Annotated in this window: 16 protein-coding genes; 6 read left to right on the top strand and 10 right to left on the bottom strand. The window is 73.7% G+C overall.

From position 1 onward, the window contains the following. Window positions 1–8 precede the first annotated feature (8 nt). The gene (locus ACZ2G1_RS16145; RefSeq protein WP_017832052.1) at window positions 9–1,010 is read right to left on the bottom strand and encodes an HAD family hydrolase; all 1,002 of its coding nucleotides are present in this window, start codon (window positions 1,008–1,010) and stop codon (window positions 9–11) included. A 74-nt stretch (window positions 1,011–1,084) separates the two neighbouring features. Further along, window positions 1,085–2,389: a serine--tRNA ligase gene (gene serS, locus ACZ2G1_RS16140; protein WP_470377152.1), complete on the bottom strand. Its 1,305-nt coding sequence runs from the start codon at window positions 2,387–2,389 to the stop codon at window positions 1,085–1,087. A gap of 160 nt (window positions 2,390–2,549) precedes the next feature. Here serS and ACZ2G1_RS16135 point away from each other — a divergent pair, with 160 nt between their 5' ends. Continuing rightward, entirely contained in the window at window positions 2,550–3,491 is a 942-nt protein-coding gene (locus ACZ2G1_RS16135; protein ID WP_035925994.1) for a diacylglycerol/lipid kinase family protein, read from the top strand. Between the two features lie 27 nt (window positions 3,492–3,518). On the opposite strand, the gene ACZ2G1_RS16130 is transcribed toward ACZ2G1_RS16135, so the two are convergent. The 4 genes from ACZ2G1_RS16130 to ACZ2G1_RS16115 form a co-directional block, all read right to left on the bottom strand. Further along, the gene (locus ACZ2G1_RS16130; protein WP_017832055.1) at window positions 3,519–3,845 is read right to left on the bottom strand and encodes a hypothetical protein; all 327 of its coding nucleotides are present in this window, start codon (window positions 3,843–3,845) and stop codon (window positions 3,519–3,521) included. A gap of 144 nt (window positions 3,846–3,989) precedes the next feature. Beyond that, entirely contained in the window at window positions 3,990–4,991 is a 1,002-nt protein-coding gene (gene pheA / locus ACZ2G1_RS16125; protein ID WP_426120579.1) for a prephenate dehydratase, read from the bottom strand. Then, the gene (locus ACZ2G1_RS16120; protein WP_017832057.1) at window positions 4,988–5,323 is read right to left on the bottom strand and encodes a rhodanese-like domain-containing protein; all 336 of its coding nucleotides are present in this window, start codon (window positions 5,321–5,323) and stop codon (window positions 4,988–4,990) included. Before ACZ2G1_RS16120 ends, pheA begins: the two co-directional genes overlap by 4 nt. Before the next feature lie 42 nt (window positions 5,324–5,365). Next, the gene (locus ACZ2G1_RS16115) at window positions 5,366–6,475 is read right to left on the bottom strand and encodes an NYN domain-containing protein (RefSeq protein ID WP_272027103.1); all 1,110 of its coding nucleotides are present in this window, start codon (window positions 6,473–6,475) and stop codon (window positions 5,366–5,368) included. Between the two features lie 201 nt (window positions 6,476–6,676). Here ACZ2G1_RS16115 and ACZ2G1_RS16110 point away from each other — a divergent pair, with 201 nt between their 5' ends. From ACZ2G1_RS16110 to gabT, 4 genes are all read left to right on the top strand, one after another. Next, entirely contained in the window at window positions 6,677–8,146 is a 1,470-nt protein-coding gene (locus ACZ2G1_RS16110) for an APC family permease (RefSeq protein WP_126349840.1), read from the top strand. 54 nt (window positions 8,147–8,200) lie between these two features. After that, on the top strand, window positions 8,201–9,742 hold the full coding sequence (locus ACZ2G1_RS16105; RefSeq protein WP_470377151.1) for a PucR family transcriptional regulator: 1,542 nt from the start codon (window positions 8,201–8,203) through the stop codon (window positions 9,740–9,742). A gap of 296 nt (window positions 9,743–10,038) precedes the next feature. Beyond that, entirely contained in the window at window positions 10,039–11,577 is a 1,539-nt protein-coding gene (locus ACZ2G1_RS16100) for an NAD-dependent succinate-semialdehyde dehydrogenase (RefSeq protein ID WP_255250935.1), read from the top strand. A 162-nt stretch (window positions 11,578–11,739) separates the two neighbouring features. Continuing rightward, entirely contained in the window at window positions 11,740–13,083 is a 1,344-nt protein-coding gene (gabT, locus tag ACZ2G1_RS16095; RefSeq protein ID WP_336649958.1) for a 4-aminobutyrate--2-oxoglutarate transaminase, read from the top strand. Here the strand turns inward: gabT and ACZ2G1_RS16090 are convergent. From ACZ2G1_RS16090 to ACZ2G1_RS16080, 3 genes are all read right to left on the bottom strand, one after another. After that, window positions 13,080–14,075, bottom strand: coding sequence for an IS481 family transposase (locus tag ACZ2G1_RS16090; RefSeq protein ID WP_109222098.1), 996 nt, complete (start codon window positions 14,073–14,075; stop codon window positions 13,080–13,082). The two genes, gabT and ACZ2G1_RS16090, sit on opposite strands and share 4 nt — an antisense overlap. 270 nt (window positions 14,076–14,345) lie before the next feature. After that, window positions 14,346–15,299: a hypothetical protein gene (locus ACZ2G1_RS16085; RefSeq protein ID WP_470377150.1), complete on the bottom strand. Its 954-nt coding sequence runs from the start codon at window positions 15,297–15,299 to the stop codon at window positions 14,346–14,348. Between the two features lie 269 nt (window positions 15,300–15,568). Continuing rightward, complete coding sequence (locus ACZ2G1_RS16080) at window positions 15,569–15,991, bottom strand: hypothetical protein (RefSeq protein WP_470377149.1); 423 nt, start codon at window positions 15,989–15,991, stop codon at window positions 15,569–15,571. A 139-nt stretch (window positions 15,992–16,130) separates the two neighbouring features. Here ACZ2G1_RS16080 and ACZ2G1_RS16075 point away from each other — a divergent pair, with 139 nt between their 5' ends. Further along, window positions 16,131–17,642, top strand: a complete 1,512-nt coding sequence (locus ACZ2G1_RS16075) for an amidase (protein WP_272027109.1) — start codon at window positions 16,131–16,133, stop codon at window positions 17,640–17,642. Here the strand turns inward: ACZ2G1_RS16075 and ACZ2G1_RS16070 are convergent. Further along, entirely contained in the window at window positions 17,639–17,830 is a 192-nt protein-coding gene (locus tag ACZ2G1_RS16070) for a hypothetical protein (protein ID WP_017832065.1), read from the bottom strand. The two genes, ACZ2G1_RS16075 and ACZ2G1_RS16070, sit on opposite strands and share 4 nt — an antisense overlap. Window positions 17,831–18,003: the final 173 nt, after the last annotated feature.

The raw sequence follows: 18,003 nt of genomic DNA, 5'->3' as shown, positions 1-18,003 counted from the left end.
CGCCGGGCTCAGAGCAGGGAGCGCAGGATCCGGGCGACGCCGTCCTCGTAGACCGTGTGCGTCACCTCGTGGCACGCGGCCGCGACCTCGTCCGGGGACTGGCCCATGGCCACGCCGCGGGCGGCCCAGTCGAGCATCTCGATGTCGTTGCGGCCGTCGCCGACGGCGACCGTGTGGGACGGGTCCACGCCGAGCCGGCGGCGGATCTGCTCCAGGGCGCTGGCCTTGGAGACGCCGTTGGCGGCGATGTCGAGCCAGGCGCTCCAGCCCACGGAGTACGTGACGCCGTGCAGCCCGGCCTCGTCGATCGCCCGGGCGAACTCCTCCGGGGTGTGCTCCGTGCTGTACACCACCATGCGCACGGCCTTCATCCGCGCCAGCTGGTGCAGGTCCACGCCGATCGCCTCGATGCCGAAGGACGCGTCCTGGAAGCGCTCCGTGGAGTAGAAGGACCCGTCCTCGGTCTCGAGGGCGAACTTCGCGGTGGGCAGGCGCTGCTCGAGGGCCTCGAGGGCCTGGCCGGGGTCGAAGGAGACGCACTCGAGCACCCGGTGGTACGCCGGCAGCTCCGGGTCCAGCTCGAGCGTCATGCCGCCGTTGGAGCACACGGCGTAGCCGCGCTCCTGGCCGATGAGCTCCACCACGGGCAGGGTCGCCCCCTTGGAGCGGCCGGTGGAGATGACCACGTGGTGGCCGGCCGCCAGCACGGCCTGGGCCGCCTCGCGCACCGGCCGGGACATGTGGCCGTCGTGGTCGACGAGCGTGCCGTCGACGTCGAGGGCCACCAGGTACTGGACCCCCGCCTCCTTCTTCCACCCGTTCGAGCGGGGAGGCTGGACCTTGAGGGGGATCCGGACGTCGGCGGCGGAGCGCGCGGGCGCGGTGGTGCCGCCGGCCGTGTCGCTGAGGTCCTCCGAGTGCTCGACCTTCAGCGGGACGGTGGAGTTGATGCCGACGAGTTCGTGCTGGTCCTCGGTGCCAGCGGTCTTTTCTTTTGTCATGCGGGACATGGTGCCACATCACACCGACAGGATGGCCGAGATGTCGATGTGAGATGAACGGGAGCCGAACGCCTCCCGGCGGCTCAGCGCCGGATGGGGATGGTCTCCTGGCCGCGCAGGTAGGGCCGCAGCGCCTCGGGGACGCGCACCGACCCGTCGGCCTGCTGGTGGGTCTCGAGGATGGCGGCCAGCCAGCGGGTGGTCGCCAGCGTCCCGTTGAGGGTGGCCACCGTGCGGGTGCCGCCCTTGCGGACCTTGCCGGCGGCGTCCGTGGTCTCGGGCAGCCGCTCCCGGATGTTGAGCCGCCGCGCCTGGTAGGTGGTGCAGTTCGACGTGGAGGTCAGTTCCCGGTACTTGCCCTGGGTGGGGACCCAGGCCTCGCAGTCGAACTTGCGGGCCGCGGAGGTGCCGAGGTCCCCGGCGGCGGTGTCGATCACCCGGTAGGCGAGCTCGCACTTGGCGAGCATCTCCTCCTCCCACGCGAGCAGCCGCGCGTGCTCCGCCTCCGCGTCCTCCGGGGAGCAGTAGACGAACATCTCGAGCTTGTTGAACTGGTGCACGCGGATGATGCCCCGGGTGTCCCTGCCCCCGGAGCCGGCCTCGCGGCGGTAGCAGGAGGACCAGCCGGCGTAGCGCAGCGGGCCGTCGGAGAGGTCGAGGATCTCGTCGGCGTGGTAGCCCGCCAGGGGGACCTCGGAGGTGCCCACGAGGTACAGCTCGTCCTTGCCCACGTGGTAGATCTCGTCGGAGTGGGCGACGTCGAAGCCCGTGCCGCTCATGATCTCGGGGCGCACGAGGTTCGGGGTGGTCATGGGGACGAAGCCGTTGTCCAGCGCCTGGTCCTGGCCCATGAGCAGCAGGGCGGTCTCGAGCCGGGCGACGTCGCGCTTGAGGAAGTAGAACCGGGCGCCGGAGACCTTGGACCCCCGCTCCATGTCGATGCCGTCCACGAGCTCGCCGATCTCCAGGTGGTCCCTGGGCTCGACGCCCTCCGCGGCGAAGTCGCGGGGCTCCCCGACGGTCCGGAGCAGGACGAAGTCGTCCTCCCCGCCCGTGGGGACGCCGTCGAGGACGAGGTTGTCGACGACCGCGACGAGCTCGTCCTGACCGGCACGGGCGGCCTCCGCGGCCGCCTGCGCCTCCTTGACCCGGGCGGCCAGCTCCTTGACCTCGGCGAGCAGCGCCTGCTTCTGCTCGCCCTGGGCCCGGGCCACCTGCTTGCCGAAGGCGTTCTGCTCGGCCCGCAGGGACTCGTACTCGGTGATCAGCCGGCGGCGCTCGACGTCCGCCTCCAGGATCCGGTCGATCAGGGTGTCGTCCGCCCCGCGGGCACGCTGCGAGGCGCGGAAGACGTCGGGGTTCTCACGGAGCTGGTTGATGTCGATCACCCTGACAGGGTACCCAAGTCCTCCGGACGCGACGGGGGTTAGGGTGGAGGCCCGTCGCGATCCGCCCGGCGCCGCGGGCCCGCGGCCCCGTGCCGCGGCGCCACCGCCCCACCGCACGGCGCCACCGGTCCCCGGCGCCGCAGAACCGAGGAGTCCTTCCGTGACCGCCACTCCCGTGGCCCCCAAACGGGTCGCCGTCGTCATCAACCCCATCAAGGCCGACGCGGACGTCGCCCGCGACGCCGTGATCATCGGGTGCCGCAAGGGCGGGTTCCCCGACCCCGTGTTCTACGAGACCGCGGAGGACGACCCGGGCTCCTCGATGACCCGCGAGGCGCTCGAGCAGGGCGCCGACCTCGTCATCGCCGCCGGCGGCGACGGCACCGTCCGGGCCGTGGCGGAGGCGCTGGTCGGCCACGACACCCCGCTGGGCCTCATCCCGCTGGGCACCGGCAACCTCCTGGCCCGCAACCTGGGCGCCGACCTGGGCGATCCCCACCGCAACGTGGACATCGCGCTCTTCGGCGCGGAGCGGGCCATCGACATGGCCACGTTCCGCGTGGAGCTCGAGGACGGGACCGTGGGGGACCACGCGTTCTGCGTCATGGGCGGGGCGGGCTTCGACGCCCAGATCATGACGGACACCCGGGACGAGCTGAAGAAGCTGGTCGGCTGGGCGGCCTACGGGGAGGCCGGGGTCCGGCACCTGATCGCGCCCCCGCGGTGGGCCCGCTTCCGGATCGACGACGGCGAGTGGCAGAGCCGCCGCGTCCGCTCCGTGATGGCCGCCAACTGCGGGATCCTCACCGCGGGCCTGATCCTGGTGCCGCAGGCGAAGATCAACGACGGCCTGCTGGACCTCGTGGTGATGTCCCCGCGCAGCACGCTGGAGTGGGCGCTGATGGCCGCCAAGGTCGTGTTCCGGCAGCGGCGCGACCTGCCCGTGATCGAGTTCTTCGCCGCGAAGAAGGTGCGCGTGGAGTTCCACGAGCCCATCGAGTCCCAGATGGACGGGGACGGCACCGGGCTGATCAACGGGTTCGAGTCCGAGATCCTCCCGGGCGCGCTCTCCGTGCGGGTTCCGCCCTCCCAGGGCGACTGACCCGCACGGGCGCCCGGGCCCCGCGGGTCAGTCGGCGGGATCGGGCCGGCGGCTCAGGCCCGCCACGAACGCGGCCACGAGGGCGAGCACGGCCAGTCCCACGGCCACGAGCGGGCCCTGCCCGCGGTCCGTGACCGAGGCGACCGGCTCCGGGACGACCCGGGAGGCCGGCACGAGGTCGAGGGCGTCGGCGGTCCGGGGGTCCCCGACGACGGGGCTCGGGCCGATCTCGACGCGGACCACCTGACTCGGCTCGGGCGGCGCGGCCGCCGCGGCCGGCGGAGCGGCGAGCGCGCAGGCCAGGAGGGCCGGGGCGGCGGCGAGGGCGAGGCGGCGGACGGCGGGAGCAGGCATGGTGGCACCTCCGGTCGGGCTCGGTCCCGACCCGGGGGGTCGATCGACACCGGCTGAAGATCGCGGGCACGGACGCGCCCGCACTCCCCATGGTGCATGTATTCGCAATTGCTAACAAGCGGGGGTGCGGTGCGCGTCCTCGCGTTACGCGCCGCCCGGTGCGCCTTGCGCCGGCGGGTTCTCCGGGGTCCGGCGGTCGCTGTCCTGCAGGGCTGCGACCCAGGCCGCCGCCTCGCGGAAGGCGTCGTCGGAGTGGTGCGGGGCCACGGTCGCCACCTTGTGGTCGGCCCGCGGATAGGAGCCGAGGAAGCGCGTGCTGGGACAGACGCGGCGCAAACCCTCGACGGCGTCCGCCACCCGGGCGTCGAGGATGTGACCGTCGACGTCCACGCTGAAGAAGTACTCCCCGAGGAAGTTGCCCGTGGGCCGCGACTCGATCCGCGAGAGGTTGACCCCCCGGGTCGCGAACTGCTCGAGGATCTCCATGAGGGCCCCGGCGCGGTCCTCCCACAGGGGAATGACGAGCGTGGTGCGGTCCGCGCCCGTGCGCGGCGGCAGGGGCACCCCGGGCCGGGCCACGAGCACGAACCGGGTGACGGCGGCCCTGTTGTCCCCGATGTCCTCCGCCAGCACCTCGAGCTCGGGGTGCTGCTCGACGACCACGGGCGAGCAGACCGCGGCGTCGAAGCCCGCCCGGGACGCCGGCCCCTCGCGCCCCGCCCCGCCGGGGAGCAGCGCGAGCGCCGCGGCGGCCGTGGAGGACGCCGGGACGTAGTCCACGCCCGGCAGCCGCTCGTCCATCCAGCCCCGCACCTGGGCCCAGGCGTGGGAGTGCGTGGAGACCGTGCGGACGTCGGCGAGCGCCGTGCCCGGCGGGGCCACGAGGACGAAGCTGATGGGCACCAGCGCCTCACGGACGATGCGCAGCTCGCTGCCGGTGGCCACCGCGTCGAGGGTCGCGGTCACGCCGCCCTCCACGGAGTTCTCGATGGGCACCATGGCGGCGTCGACCTCGCCGGAGCGGACGGCCGCGAGCGCCACGGGCACGGAGGACACGGGGAGGCGCTCCGCCTCACGGGCGCCCGCCACGCTCAGCAGCGCGGCCTCGGTGAAGGTGCCGGCGGGGCCCAGGTAGGCGTACCTCAACGGACGTTCGGGGTCTCGCCCGTCTCGGACACCATGGGCTTCTCGGCGTCCATCCACGCCCCCATGCCGCCCAGGACGTTGATGGGGTCGAAGCCGTACTGCTGGAGGTACGCCGTGGCCTTGAGGGACCGGCCGCCGGAGCGGCAGATCACGTACACGTCCTCGTCCACCGGCACCTCGCCGTAGCGCTCCGGGAGCTGCCGGAGCGGGATGTGCTGGGCACCGGCGATGTGCCCGGCCTCCCACTCCTCGTCCTCGCGCACGTCCAGGACGCGTGCGCCCTCGGGGATCTCCTCCACCGAGGCGCTCGGCAGGCTGTCCAGGTTGTCCATGGTCCGGGTCCTCTCGTCGGGAACGGGCTGTCCCGGACCAGCCTAGTCCGCGGGCACGGGTGCCGGTGCGCCCGCCCCGAGCCAGGCGGCCAGCTCCTGCCGCTCCGCCGCGGAGGGATGGAAGCCCGCCAGGACCGCCTGCTCCAGCACGCTGGCGAGCACCGCCCGGCAGAGCCGCGGCATCTTCGCGACGTCGCAGAAGCGGGTGACGGCCGCCGGCAGCGGCGGCCGGACAGGAGCCGGCGGCGCCGCGGGTGCCGGCCCCGGCGCCCGGTGCCTCGTGCGGTGCCAGAAGTGCAGGTTCGAGAACTCGACCTCCGGCAGGTCGACCAGCTCCACGGCCCGGCGGAAGGAGCCGCTGCCGAACCACCGGGTACGGGTGACGACCTCTCCCATGTCCGCGTGGATCCGACCTGCCAGGCGGGAGAGGCTGACGGGCCCCTCGGAGGACTCGTAGTCACTGCGCACGACCGCGCAGAACTCGTGCCACGCCCCCGGGTCCTCCGAGGGGCCCGCGATCGGCGCGGCGCCCGGGGAGAAGCACCCTCCGGGGGCCGGCACCCGGTCCCCGGAGCCGGGCACGGGCTCCTCCGCCGGCGCAGGCGCCATGAGGTCGAAGAGGTCCTGCTCGTCGAGGTACTGGTCCGCGAGCGCCTCGTAGGCCACCGCCGTGGCCCCGGTCGCAATGATGCAGGTCCTGCGGTCCTGGGCCCTGAGGACCTGGAGCAGCGGCGTGAAATCGGCGTCGCTCGAGGCCAGGACGAACTCGTCGTAGTGGGCGTGGTGCTGCAATGCGGTCATCACGTCGATCACGATCCGGATGTCTGCCCCGTTCTTCGCGCCCCGGGTGAGACTGGGGCAGTCGACGACCTCGACGCCGGCCTGCGTGAAGAAGGGGCGGAACGTCGAGAAGTACAGCCTCTGCCCCGGGTTCAGCGGATGCGCGACGCTCCCGGACGGGTTCATGTAGCACCGCAGCACCAGCCAGCGCCGGGTACTGTCGGCGCCCTCCCCGCCGCTCGCCGCGGCCAGCCGGTGGATCCACACGGACGGCCGCTCGGCCAGCGCCATGGCCGCCGTCGGATCACTGCCGAGCAGACCGCCGAAGAAGTTGTCGAAATCGATGAACAGGGCGGCCCGGCGCTGGGTCATGGCATCCTCAGGGAAGCGGCGAACAGATTCTCTTTCGCAAAGATACGGTGCCGAGCGAGCTGCGGGCGGCCGGGGGCTTCCAGGCGGCACACAGGGACGAAACAATCCCTGTATAAATTGTGCCCTCGCCGCCGGGAGTGCCGTGCGGCGGGTCCGATCAGGCACCTCGTCCGGGTGTCCTCGACAGAAGGAAGAACTCCCATGAGCACCAGCGAACCCCGCAGCGCGGGGCCCGACGCCCCGGACCGCGAGGACCACGGCTTCAAGAAGGTCCTGGGCCGCCTCGACGCGATCGCCCTCGGCTTCGGCGCGATGATCGGCTTCGGCTGGGTCATCCTCACCGGCGACTGGCTGGCCGAGGCCGGGACCATGGGCTCCGTGCTGGCCCTCGTCACCGGCGGGCTCATCATGGCCGTCGTCGGACTCGTCTACGGCGAGCTCGTCGCCGCCATGCCGTACGCGGGCGGGGAGCACAACTACCTCCTGCGCGGCATGGGCGCCCGGTGGGCCTTCGTCGGGTCCTGGGCCATCACCGGCGGCTACATCACCATCGTGGCCTTCGAGGCCGTGGCGGTCCCCCGCACCCTGCAGTACATCTTCCCGGGCCTGAGCCAGATCCCGCTGTGGACCGTGGCCGGCTTCGAGGTGAACCTGACCTGGGCGCTGGTGGGGTCGCTGACCGCCGTCATCATCACCGCGATCAACATCCGCGGCGTGAAGCACGCCTCCATGGTGCAGATCTTCGTGATCCTCTTCCTGCTGATCGTGGGACTCATGATGATCTTCGGGGCGTTCACCCGCGGCTCGGTCGACACCATGGAGCCGTTCTTCACGAGCGGCACGGCCGGCTTCTTCCTCGTGCTCGTCACCGTCCCGTTCCTGTTCGTCGGCTTCGACGTCATCCCCCAGGTCTCCGAGGAGATGCACCTGCCGGCCAAGCAGCTGGGCGGGACCATCATCGTCTCCGTCCTGCTCGCCGCCGCCTGGTACGTCATGGTCGTGCTCACCACGTCCTCGGCGATGTCCGGCGCGGACATCGCCGGCGCGGACATCGCGGTCGCGGACGCCATGGGAGCCATGTTCTCCAGCACGGCCGTGGCCAACCTGCTCATCGCCGGCGGCCTCGCCGGCATCCTGACGTCCTGGAACTCGCTCCTCATGGGGGCGTCCCGCCTGCTCTGGGCGCTCGGCAACTCCCGGATGGTGCCGCAGTGGTTCGGCCGCCTCCACCCGAAGTACGGCACCCCGGCCAACGCCCTGCTCTTCGTGGGCGCCCTCTCCTTCGTGGCCCCGTTCTTCGGCGCCGAGATGCTGGGCTGGCTCGTGGACTCCGGCTCCCCGTCCATCGTGATCGCCTACGCCCTGGTCTCCGTGGTCTTCGTGATCCTGCGCCGGAGCGAGCCCGGCATGGAACGCCCCTTCCGGATCGGCGGCCACGGCCACGGCGGAACGGCGATCGGCGTGCTCTCGGTCGTGCTGTGCCTCGCCCTGATCAGCCTGTACCTGCCCGGGATGCCCGCCTTCCTCAGCGCGCCCGCCTGGACCATCTTCGGGCTGTGGTGGCTGCTCGGGCTCGTGTTCCTGCTGCGCATCCCCACCGGGATCCGGCCGGGCGCCGACGCCGAGCACCGGCTCGTCGCCGAGGTCGAGCGCCGCAGGCAGCGGAGCTGAGACGGCCGCCGCGCCGGGAAGGACAGCGAGGACTGCGGAAGAGGAGGACTGCCCATGGTCACGGTCGCCCAGGTGCTCGGCCTGCCCGGGCTCGGGCTGGAGCCCGTCGTCGAGGCGGCCACCGACCTGCCGGTGAGCTGGGTGGTGACCAGCGAGCTCGCCGACCCCACCCCGTACCTCGAGGGCGGGGAGGTCCTCCTCCTGACGGGCCTCCACACCTCCGCCCGGGCGCACTCCTGGACGGAGTACGTCCGCCGGCTCACGGACCGGGGCGTGGTGGCGCTGGGCTTGGGCGTGGGCGGACAGCTGTCCTACCTCCGCGTGCCCGACGCACTCGCCGCGGCGTGCCGGGACGCCGGGCTGACCCTGTTCCGGGTCCCCGAGCGCACGCCCTTCCTGGGCATCATCCGCGCCGCGGCCGAGATGCGCGCGGCGGAGGCGCGCACCGCCCTCGAGGCGATGCTCTCCGAGCAGCGGCGCCTGACCCGGGCCGCGGTGGGGCGGAACGGCCCGGCCCGGGTGGTGCGCACGCTGGTGTCGGTGCTCGGCGGCGGGTGGGCCGGCGTCTGCGCGGCGGACGCCCGGATCGTGGAGCGCTCCGGCCCCGGGCTGCCCGAGCTGCCCGCGGGCCGGACGCTCCCCGAGCTCCTCGACCGGCTGCGCCCGGCCGGGCTGCGCGGGTCCCTGAGCGAGTCCGGCCCGGCCGGCGCGGTGGTCGTCCACCCCCTCGGGGTGGACGGCGCCCCCCAGAGCTACCTCGTGGTGGTCCTGCCCGGCCCGGCCGACCCCGTCCGGACCGGCGTCATCGCCACCGCCGTGGCCCTGCTCTCGCTGCACGCGGAGCGCGCGGCGGAGCAGGCGCTGTTCCGCCGCCGGGTCCGCGCGGGGGCCCTCGCCCTCCTGCTCAACGGCGAGGTGCGCTCGGCGGACGCACTGCTGGGGGTGGCGGACGACACGACGTGGTCGACGGCGCCCCGGGTGCGGGTGGCCCGCCTGCGCGGCGGCGCCGAGGAGCTGCGGGACGGCGTGCGGCACCTCGAGGCGCAGGCCGCCCACGGCGCGAGACCGGTGCTCGTCGGGGCGCCGGCCACGGAGCCCGGCGGCGAGCAGACCGTCGCGGTGCTGCTGGAGGACCTCCCGGAGCGGCTCGCCGAGGTGCGTGCCGCCGCCGAGGCCTCCGGGCTGCGGGCCGGCATCGGCGGCCCGGCGGCCGTGCACGAGACGGACGCGAGCGACCGGGAGGCCCGCGAGGCGCTGGAGCGCACCACGGACCGCCAGCGCGTCGGCACGTGGGACGACCTCGTGGCGGGCGGCGTCGCCGGGCTCCTCCCGCCCGAGACCGCCCGGGCCTGGGCGCGGCAGCTGCTGGGCCCCCTCGACGGGGCCGGGCGGCTGTCCCTGCTGCGCACGTTCCTCGCCCACAACGGCAACCGGAGCGGGACGGCCGAGGCCCTGGGGATCCACCGCAACACCCTGCAGCAGCGGCTGCAGGAAATCGAGGAGACGCTCGGCCGGTCCGTGGACGACCCGCAGCTGCGCGCGGAGCTGTGGATCGCCCTGCGGCTGTCCGACCGGCCCGACCGGTCGACGCCGTAGCCCGCCGTCGTGCCTCTGTGCACTGTGCACGACGACGTCACGAAGATTCAGCATCCTGCTGGGTCGCCCCGGCGCTAGCCTGGAGCAGTCGGGGGACCGTGGCGGCCCCTCGGCGCCGGCTCCGCCCCGGCTCGGCGTCACCCGGTGACGACGTCCCCGCGGGGGAGCCCGTCCGGAGTCCTACGATGGACGGGCGGGCCCAGTGCTGTCGCCCGCCCGTCCGACGAACCCCCTGACGCAGCGCAGCGCCACCGGTGCCCGGTGGCCCGGCGCGCGTCGAGAAGAGAGGCTGATACATGAGCACCACGGACAAGGCCCCCGCGGCCACCGGCATGAAGGACCGCATCGAGGCGGTCCTCGCCAAGACCCCCACGGGACTGCTGATCAACGGTCGGTGGCGCGACGCCTCGGACGGGGGGACCTTCGAGGTGGAGAACCCGGCCACCGGCGAGGTCATCGCGACCATGGCCTCGGCCACCCGCGAGGACTCCCAGGCCGCGATGGACGCCGCCGCCGACGCCCAGGAGTCCTGGGCCCGCACCCCCGCCCGGGAGCGCTCGGAGATCCTGCGGCGCGCGTTCGACCTCGTGCAGGAGCGCGCCGAGGACCTCGCGCTGCTGATGACCCTGGAGATGGGCAAGCCGCTGGCCGAGGCCGCCGGGGAGGTCAAGTACGGCGGGGAGTTCCTGCGCTGGTTCGCCGAGGAGGCCGTGCGCGACTACGGCCGCTACCTCGACACCCCCGAGGGCAACCTGCGCATGCTGGTCACGCACAAGCCCGTGGGCCCGTGCCTGCTGATCACCCCGTGGAACTTCCCGCTGGCGATGGCCACCCGCAAGGTCGCCCCGGCCGTGGCCGCCGGCTGCACCATGGTGCTCAAGCCCGCCCGGCTGACCCCGCTCACCTCCCAGTACTTCGCCCAGCTCATGCTGGACGCGGGCCTGCCGGCCGGGGTGCTCAACGTCGTCTCCTCCAAGTCCGCCGCGGCGGTCTCCGAGCCGATCATGGCCGACCCGCGCCTGCGCAAGGTCTCCTTCACCGGCTCCACCCCGGTGGGCAAGCAGCTGATGAAGCTGGCCACGGACAACGTGCTGCGCACCTCCATGGAGCTCGGCGGCAACGGGCCGCTGATCGTCTTCGAGGACGCCGACATCGACAAGGCCGTGGCCGGCGCCATGGCCGCGAAGATGCGCAACATGGGCGAGGCCTGCACGGCCGCCAACCGGCTGCTGGTGCACGAGTCGGTCGTGGACGAGTTCGTCGAGAAGATGGCCGCGAAGATGGCCGCGCTCACCGTGGGCAACGGCGTGGACGACGGCGTGAGCGTGGGCCCGATGGTCGAGGCCAAGGCCCGCGACTCCGTCGAAGAGTTCGTCACCGACGCCGTGGAGCGCGGGGCGAAGGTCGTCGTCGGCGGGGCGCGCGTGGACGGGCCCGGCTACTTCTTCCAGCCCACCCTGCTGCGCGACGTCCCCGTCGACGCCCGCGCGGTGACCGAGGAGATCTTCGGCCCCGTGGCCCCGGTCGTCACCTTCAAGGACGAGGACGAGGCCGTGGCCCTGGCCAACTCCACCGAGTACGGCCTGGCCTCCTACGTGTTCACCGAGAACATCTCCCGCGGCCTGCGCATCGGCGACCGCATCGAGTTCGGCCTCATGGGCCTCAACGTCGGGGTGATCTCCAACGCGGCCGCCCCGTTCGGCGGCGTCAAGCAGTCCGGCCTGGGCCGCGAGGGCGGGGCCGAGGGCCTCCACGAGTACACCACCACCCAGTACATCGGCGTGGAGAACCCCTGGGCCAACGTCCCGAACCCCGGCACCGGCACCCCCGCCTGAGGTCCTGACCCGCGTTCCCGCACCGGGACGGCGGTCGTCGCAGGCAGCTGCGGCGGCCGCCGTCCCGTGCCGGGGCACTCCCGCCCGGCGCCCCCGACCGTTCCGTCCCGTCCCCACCGTCCCGTCCCCACCGTCCCGTCCCCACCGAAAGGAGATCTCGTCGTGACCGAGATCCAGTACCGGCTCGAGCAGGTCCGTCACCTCGACGGCGCCCTCCCGGGCCCCAAGTCCCGCGAGCTGTCCGAGCGGCGCGCCGCGACCGTCGCCTCCGGAGTCGCCTCCTCCGTGCCCGCCTACGCCGCGGACGTGGACGGCGGGATCGTGCTCGACGTCGACGGCAACCAGCTCGTCGACCTCGGGTCCGGCATCGCCGTGACCAGCGTGGGCGCCTCCGCCCCCGCCGTGGTCGCCAAGGTGCAGGAGGCCGTGGCGCACTTCACCCACACCTGCTTCATGGTCACCCCGTACGAAGGCTACGTGGCCGTCGCGGAGAAGCTCGCCGAGCTCTCCCCCGGCGACCACCAGAAGAAGGCCGCGCTGTTCAACTCGGGCTCCGAGGCCGTCGAGAACGCCGTGAAGATCTCCCGCGTGCACACCGGCCGCCAGGCCGTGGTCGTGTTCGACCACGCCTACCACGGGCGCACGAACATGACCCTCGCGATGACCGCCAAGGTGATGCCCTACAAGCAGGGCTTCGGCCCGTTCGCCGGCGAGGTCTACCGCGTGCCCGTGTCCTACCCGTTCCGGGACCCGGAGGGCATGACCGGCGCCGAGGCCGCCCGCCGCGCGCTGCTCCAGGTGGAGAAGCAGGTCGGCGCCGAGAACGTGGCCGCCGTCGTGATCGAGCCCATCCAGGGCGAGGGCGGGTTCATCGTGCCGGCCGACGGCTTCCTGCCCGCGCTGTCCGAGTGGTGCACCGACAACGGCGCCGTGTTCGTCGTCGACGAGGTCCAGTCCGGCATCGCGCGCACCGGCGAGTGGTTCGCCGTGGACCACGAGGGCGTCGTCCCCGACCTGATCACCGTGGCCAAGGGCGTGGCCGGCGGCATGCCGCTGTCCGGCGTGGTCGGCCGCGCCGAGATCATGGACTCCGTCCACGCGGGCGGCCTCGGCGGCACCTACGGCGGCAACCCCGTGGCCTGCGCCGCCGCCCTCGGCGCGCTGCAGACCATCGAGGAGTGGGACCTCGTGGCCCGCGCCCGCCGGATCGAGGAGATCATCCGCGAGGAGCTGGCCCCGGTGGCCGAGGAGACCGGCACCGTGGGCGAGATCCGCGGCCGCGGGGCCATGATGGCCCTGGAGTTCGTCCGGCCCGGCGGCACGGAGCCCGACGCCGACGCCGCCAAGGCGATCGCCGCGGAGTGCCTCGCGCAGGGCGTCATCATCCTGACCTGCGGGACCTTCGGCAACATCGTGCGCCTGCTGCCCCCGCTCGTCATCGGTGAGGAGCTGCTGCGCGACGGCCTGCAGGTGCTCGCCCAGGCCGTCCGCAACGCGGCGGCCTAGGTGTGATGTCCAGGGAGGTTGGTCAGGCGGGTGACCGGTGGCTGGCCTCCAAGTGCGGAGTGGGCTCGATGATGATTGTAGAAGTGCAGCCAGCCCGGTAGGGCATCGTCGCGCTCTGCCGTGGAGGGGTAGAACCGGGCGTAGGCCCAGCCATCGGCCAGGGTGCGGTGGAAGCGTTCGATCTTGCCGTTGGTCTGGGGCCGGTAGGGGCGGGTGCGTTTGGTCTTGATGCTCAGCTCGGCGCAGGCCTGGGCCCAGGCATGGGAGCGGTAGCAGGACCCGTTGTCCGAGAGCACCCGCTCCACGGTGACGCCCTGGTCGGCGAACCACGCCCTGGCTCGGCGCAGCACCCCGATCGCGGTGGCAGCCTTCTCATCGGTGCAGATCTCCGCGTACGCCATCCGGGAGTGGTCATCGATCACGGTATGCACGAAGGCGGTCCCGATCAGGGGGCCACGTACTGGGCCTTTGCGGCGTTGAGTATCGGTGGTGGCGCGGTTGCGGTCGCCTTGCTGCTTACCGAGGTAGCGCCAGCCACCTCCGTCGGGGATGTTGCCGAACTTGGTGACGTCGACGTGGATCAGTGATCCGGGATGGTCGTGTTCGTAGCGGCGCAGGGGTTCGCCGGTGACCCGGTCGATGCGGGAGAGCCGGTTGATCCGGCAGCGCACCAGCACCGCATGCACGGTCGAGGCCGGCATTCCGAGTCGGCCGGCGATCTGCACTGGGCCCAGCCGGTGTCGCCACCGCAGGGCCACGATCCTCCGGACCACCCCGGGGGCGGTCTTGGTCGGGCTGGTGCGCGGGCGAGAGCTGCGATCAGCCATCCCGGCTTGGCCTTCGGCCCGGTAGCGGTCGGCCCATTTCTTGGCCGTGCGGGCAGAGACCATGAACATCTTGGCCGCCGCGGCGTAGGTCCACTGATCCTCGACGATCAGCCGGGCCAGGCGTAGGCGTGTACGAGGGGTCAGGACGGCGTTAACGTGGGACATGAAGGCCTCCGGTGGGTGAAGCGGTGAACTAGACAGCTCCACTTCACTACCGGAGGCCTTCCCGTGTCAGCCCGACTCACCGCCTTGCGGCGGGACAACCTCCCTGGACATCACACCTAGGCCAGCTCGAGGAGTCTCGTTCAGCATCCCCCTCACGCCGAGGGGTCTCGTTCGCACGGTCAGTCAGTCACATTCCGTCCGGACGGGCCCCCTCGGCGCGGCGGGCGGCCGGTCGCGACCCCTCGCCCCGCGCACCCCGGCTCGGCCCCGTCACCGGCGGTGCGCGACCCCCATGGCCTCCCACACCAGGGCGACCGCCACCGGCACCCGGCCCCGCGTCGTCGTCGTGTGCCGGTGCAGGTCGTGAGCGCAGATCCGGAGCTCCCGCCACCCCGCCGACTCCGTGGCCCGCAACCGCCTGATGTCCAGCACTCGCTGCTCCGCCCGGTCGTGGTGGGCACCCTCGTACTGCAGGCTCAGCCGGTGGCTCTCCAGGGCGAGGTCGGGCTGCGCCAGCAGCGTCCCGTCCGGCCCCGGCAGCGGATGGTCGAGCACCAGGCCCCGGATCCCGTGGTCCTCGAGCAGCAGCCGCAGCCGTGTCTCGCCGGGCGAGTCCGACCCCACCCGCATCCGCTCGACCGCGGCGCGGGCCGTACGGATGCCACGCCGCCCGGCGTGCGCCCGCACCCCGGTCTCGAGCTCGTCCGGCCGGCACACCGCGGCCACGGCCCGGCGGATCCCGTGGCGGTGGGCGTCGACCAGCCCGTCGGCGAGCACCACTGCCTCCGTCACCGTGAGCTCGGCGCAGACGTCAAGGAACGTGCGCACCGGTGACGTGACGGCCACCCCGTGGACGCGGACCACCTCGTGCGGACGGAGGCGTCCCCTCCGGCAGACGACGCCGGGCCGCCTCAGGGCCCTCGAGTCGTCGGCGCGCGTGAGCCACAGCTGCGAGGACCGCTGCCAGGGGTCAGGAACCCGCATCCGGTGGAGCAGCGCCGCGGAGCGGTGGCTGATCACCGTCCCCGGATACCGGCGGGTCAGTGCCCGTGCCGCTTCCAGCAGCGGAGCGGGACAGCCGGCGGGGACCCGCACTCCCCTGCCGACGGGACTGGTGAGGTCGGCGTCCCGGAGCCGGTGCTCCGCGACGCCCAGGGCGAGGGCCTCCCGACGTGAGAAGCCGATGCCACGGAGCTCGGGCGGCAGGGGTGCGGGGTGTCTCATGCCGGGAGCATGACCGCCGGGGACGGGCGGAGGAGGGCGCGAGCACACGGAGTGGCGCAGTCCTGCTCTCCCGGACCGTCATCGTGCCCCGGTGGAGTGCGATTGCGCCGCCCGGCATTCTGCGGCCCCTCCAGGGCGAGGGGGCGGGTTCTGCACGTCGCCATCACCGACGGGTCGCTGCCGGACCCTCCGCGGCGCTGTTTCCCACCGAACGCGACCCCTCGCGCCCCCGGGAGCGCCGAACGCGACCCCTCGCGCACGGCGGGAGGTCAGCCGGAACAGCGCTCCTGCAGGCCTCTGACCTCCTGGACCACGCTGATGAAGGAGCGCTCGCCCTGCCGGAAGCCGGCGACGGCCTCACGGACCGAGGTGAGCTGCCCGGACAGCTCGTCCGGGGCGGTGGCCGCGAGCTCGTCGACGTCGGAGAACAGCCCGGCGGGATCGTCCCGCAGCTGCTGCGGCGCGGTGCGCACGGTCTCGAGCACGCGGGCGCACGTCTCCTGGACGGTGGCCGGCGAGGCTCCGCCGGAGGCCGTGGGGGCGCTCGCGGCGGCGGACGCCGTCGCGTCCGGACCGCTGCCGGCCGCGCCGTCCCCCTCGGCGGAGGACGAGCAGCCGGCGAGGGCCAGGAGCAGGACGGACGCCGTCGCCGCGCGGATCGCCGCGGGACGGGGCGCACAGGCGGTGGGCACGGGGGACTCCTGCGGGTCGGAGAAGATCGGGAACCGGGGCGCGCGGGCACGTCCGGACAGCCGCCAGCCTACTAGCCTGGGCTCAGCGCCCTGCGGAGCCCCGGAGGGGGACCGCGCGACCGTCGGACAGGAGCCTGCCGTGACCTCGATCGGGGACCTCAGCGCCGTGCAGCTGCGGGACGCGCTCGCGCGCGGCGAGCTCGGCGCGGTGGAGACCGCCGAGCACTTCCTGGCCCGGATCGAGGCGCGCAATCCGGCGCTGGGGGCGTTCGTCCACGTCGCTGCGGACCTCGCCCTCGACCGGGCGCGCGCGCTCGACGCCCTGCCCGCCGGGGCCGCCCGCGGAGCGCTGCACGGCGTGCCGCTCGCGGTGAAGGACCTGCACGACGTCGCCGGGATGCCCACCACCTACGGTTCCGCCGCCGTGACCGGGCGGCGCGGCGGCGCGCCCGTGGCGGAGGACGACGACGACCTCGCGGCCCTGCTGGGCGCGTCCGGGGCGGTGTGCCTGGGCAAGACCCAGGTGCCCGAGTTCGGCCTCAACTGCTACTCCGAGAACCTCGTGGCCCCGCCCGCCCGGAACCCGCACGACCCGTCCACGGGGGCCGGCGGCTCCTCGGGCGGCCAGGCGGCGGCCGTGGCGGCGGGTCTGCTCCCGGTGGCGCCGGGCTCCGACGGCGGAGGGTCGGTGCGCATCCCGGCGGCGGTGTGCGGGCTGGTCGGGCTCAAGCCCAACCGCGGCCGGGTGCCCACCGCGGACGCGCAGTCGGACGCCGCCCAGCTTGTGGTGAACGGCCCGCTCGCCCGCACGGCCGAGGACGCGGCGCTGCTGCTCGACGTCCTGTGCGCCCCCGCGCCCGGCCCGGCGCACGGCAACGTGGTGCGGCGGGCGGTCCGCGCCGCCCCGCAGGGGTCCTTCCTGGACGGCGTGCGCGCGGCCCAGCGGGGCGACCTCCCGTGGGGGGACCGGCCGCTGCGGATCGGGGTGAGCACCGCCTCCCCGTTCGACGCCGTCCAGGACATCGAGGTCTCCCCGGAGGCCCGCGCCGCCCTCGACGCGGGCGTCGCCCGGCTTCGGGCCGCCGGGCACGAGGTCGAGGAGGCCGAGCTGTCCTACGACCCCGAGTACCCGGGGGCCTTCTTCGACGTGTGGACCACCTCGATGGGCACGGCCCCGCTGGACGACGAGCAGGCGGGGAGGCTGACCGGCCTCGCGGGGGCCTTCCGCGCCCGCGCCCTGCGCCGGTCGGCGGTCGAGCTGGCGCAGGCCGTGGGCGTCCTGCGCCGGATCGAGCAGGACGTGGTCCGGGCCTACGGCGCCTGGGACGTGGTCCTGACGCCCGCGCTCGCCATGACACCGCGGCCGCTGGGCTGGTACTGGGAGGGCTACGACCTCGCGGACCCCGCGGGCGCGGACCAGGACTACCGGCGCCAGTGCGCGTACACGCCGTGGACCTCGGTCGTGAACGTCGTGGGCCTGCCCGCGGTGACCGTCCCGACGCTGTGGACACGCGGGGCGAGCGACGACGACGGGCCGGTCGTGCCCATGGGCGTCCAGCTCATCGGCCGCCCGAGCGCGGAGGCGCAGCTGCTCGCCGTCGTCGCCCAGCTCGAGGACCAGGGCCGCCCCGGCCCCCGCGCCACCGCCTAGGAGTGGCCCAGGGCCTCCTCCTCCGAGTCGGGGTCGTCCGGATCGGTGGCCGCCTGGGGGTCCTCCTCCGGCTCGAAGCCGGTCGCGTTCTCGTCGGTGGTCAGCCCGACGCCCTGCTCGTTGTCCGGGACGGTGCCCTCCGGGCCCTTGCCCGAGCCCTCGGTCGTCCCGCCGGGTGCGTCGCTCATGGTGTCCCTGCCTCCTCGTTCGGTCCTGCCCTGTCTGGTGCCCTCATCCTGTCCCACCGGCCACGATTCCTCCACCCCCGCGCGGGCCTCCCGCGCGGCACGGAGCACGAAACCTGGCGACCCGATCGCGTGCCGGCCTCCGCGGGCCCGCCGCCCGGCGGTAGGTTGGGCGC

The sequence above is a fragment of the Kocuria sp. KKT182 genome (genome assembly GCF_055635395.1).
The sequence above is the reverse complement of the archived record's forward strand: the minus strand, read 5'-3'. Positions and strand labels throughout refer to the sequence as shown.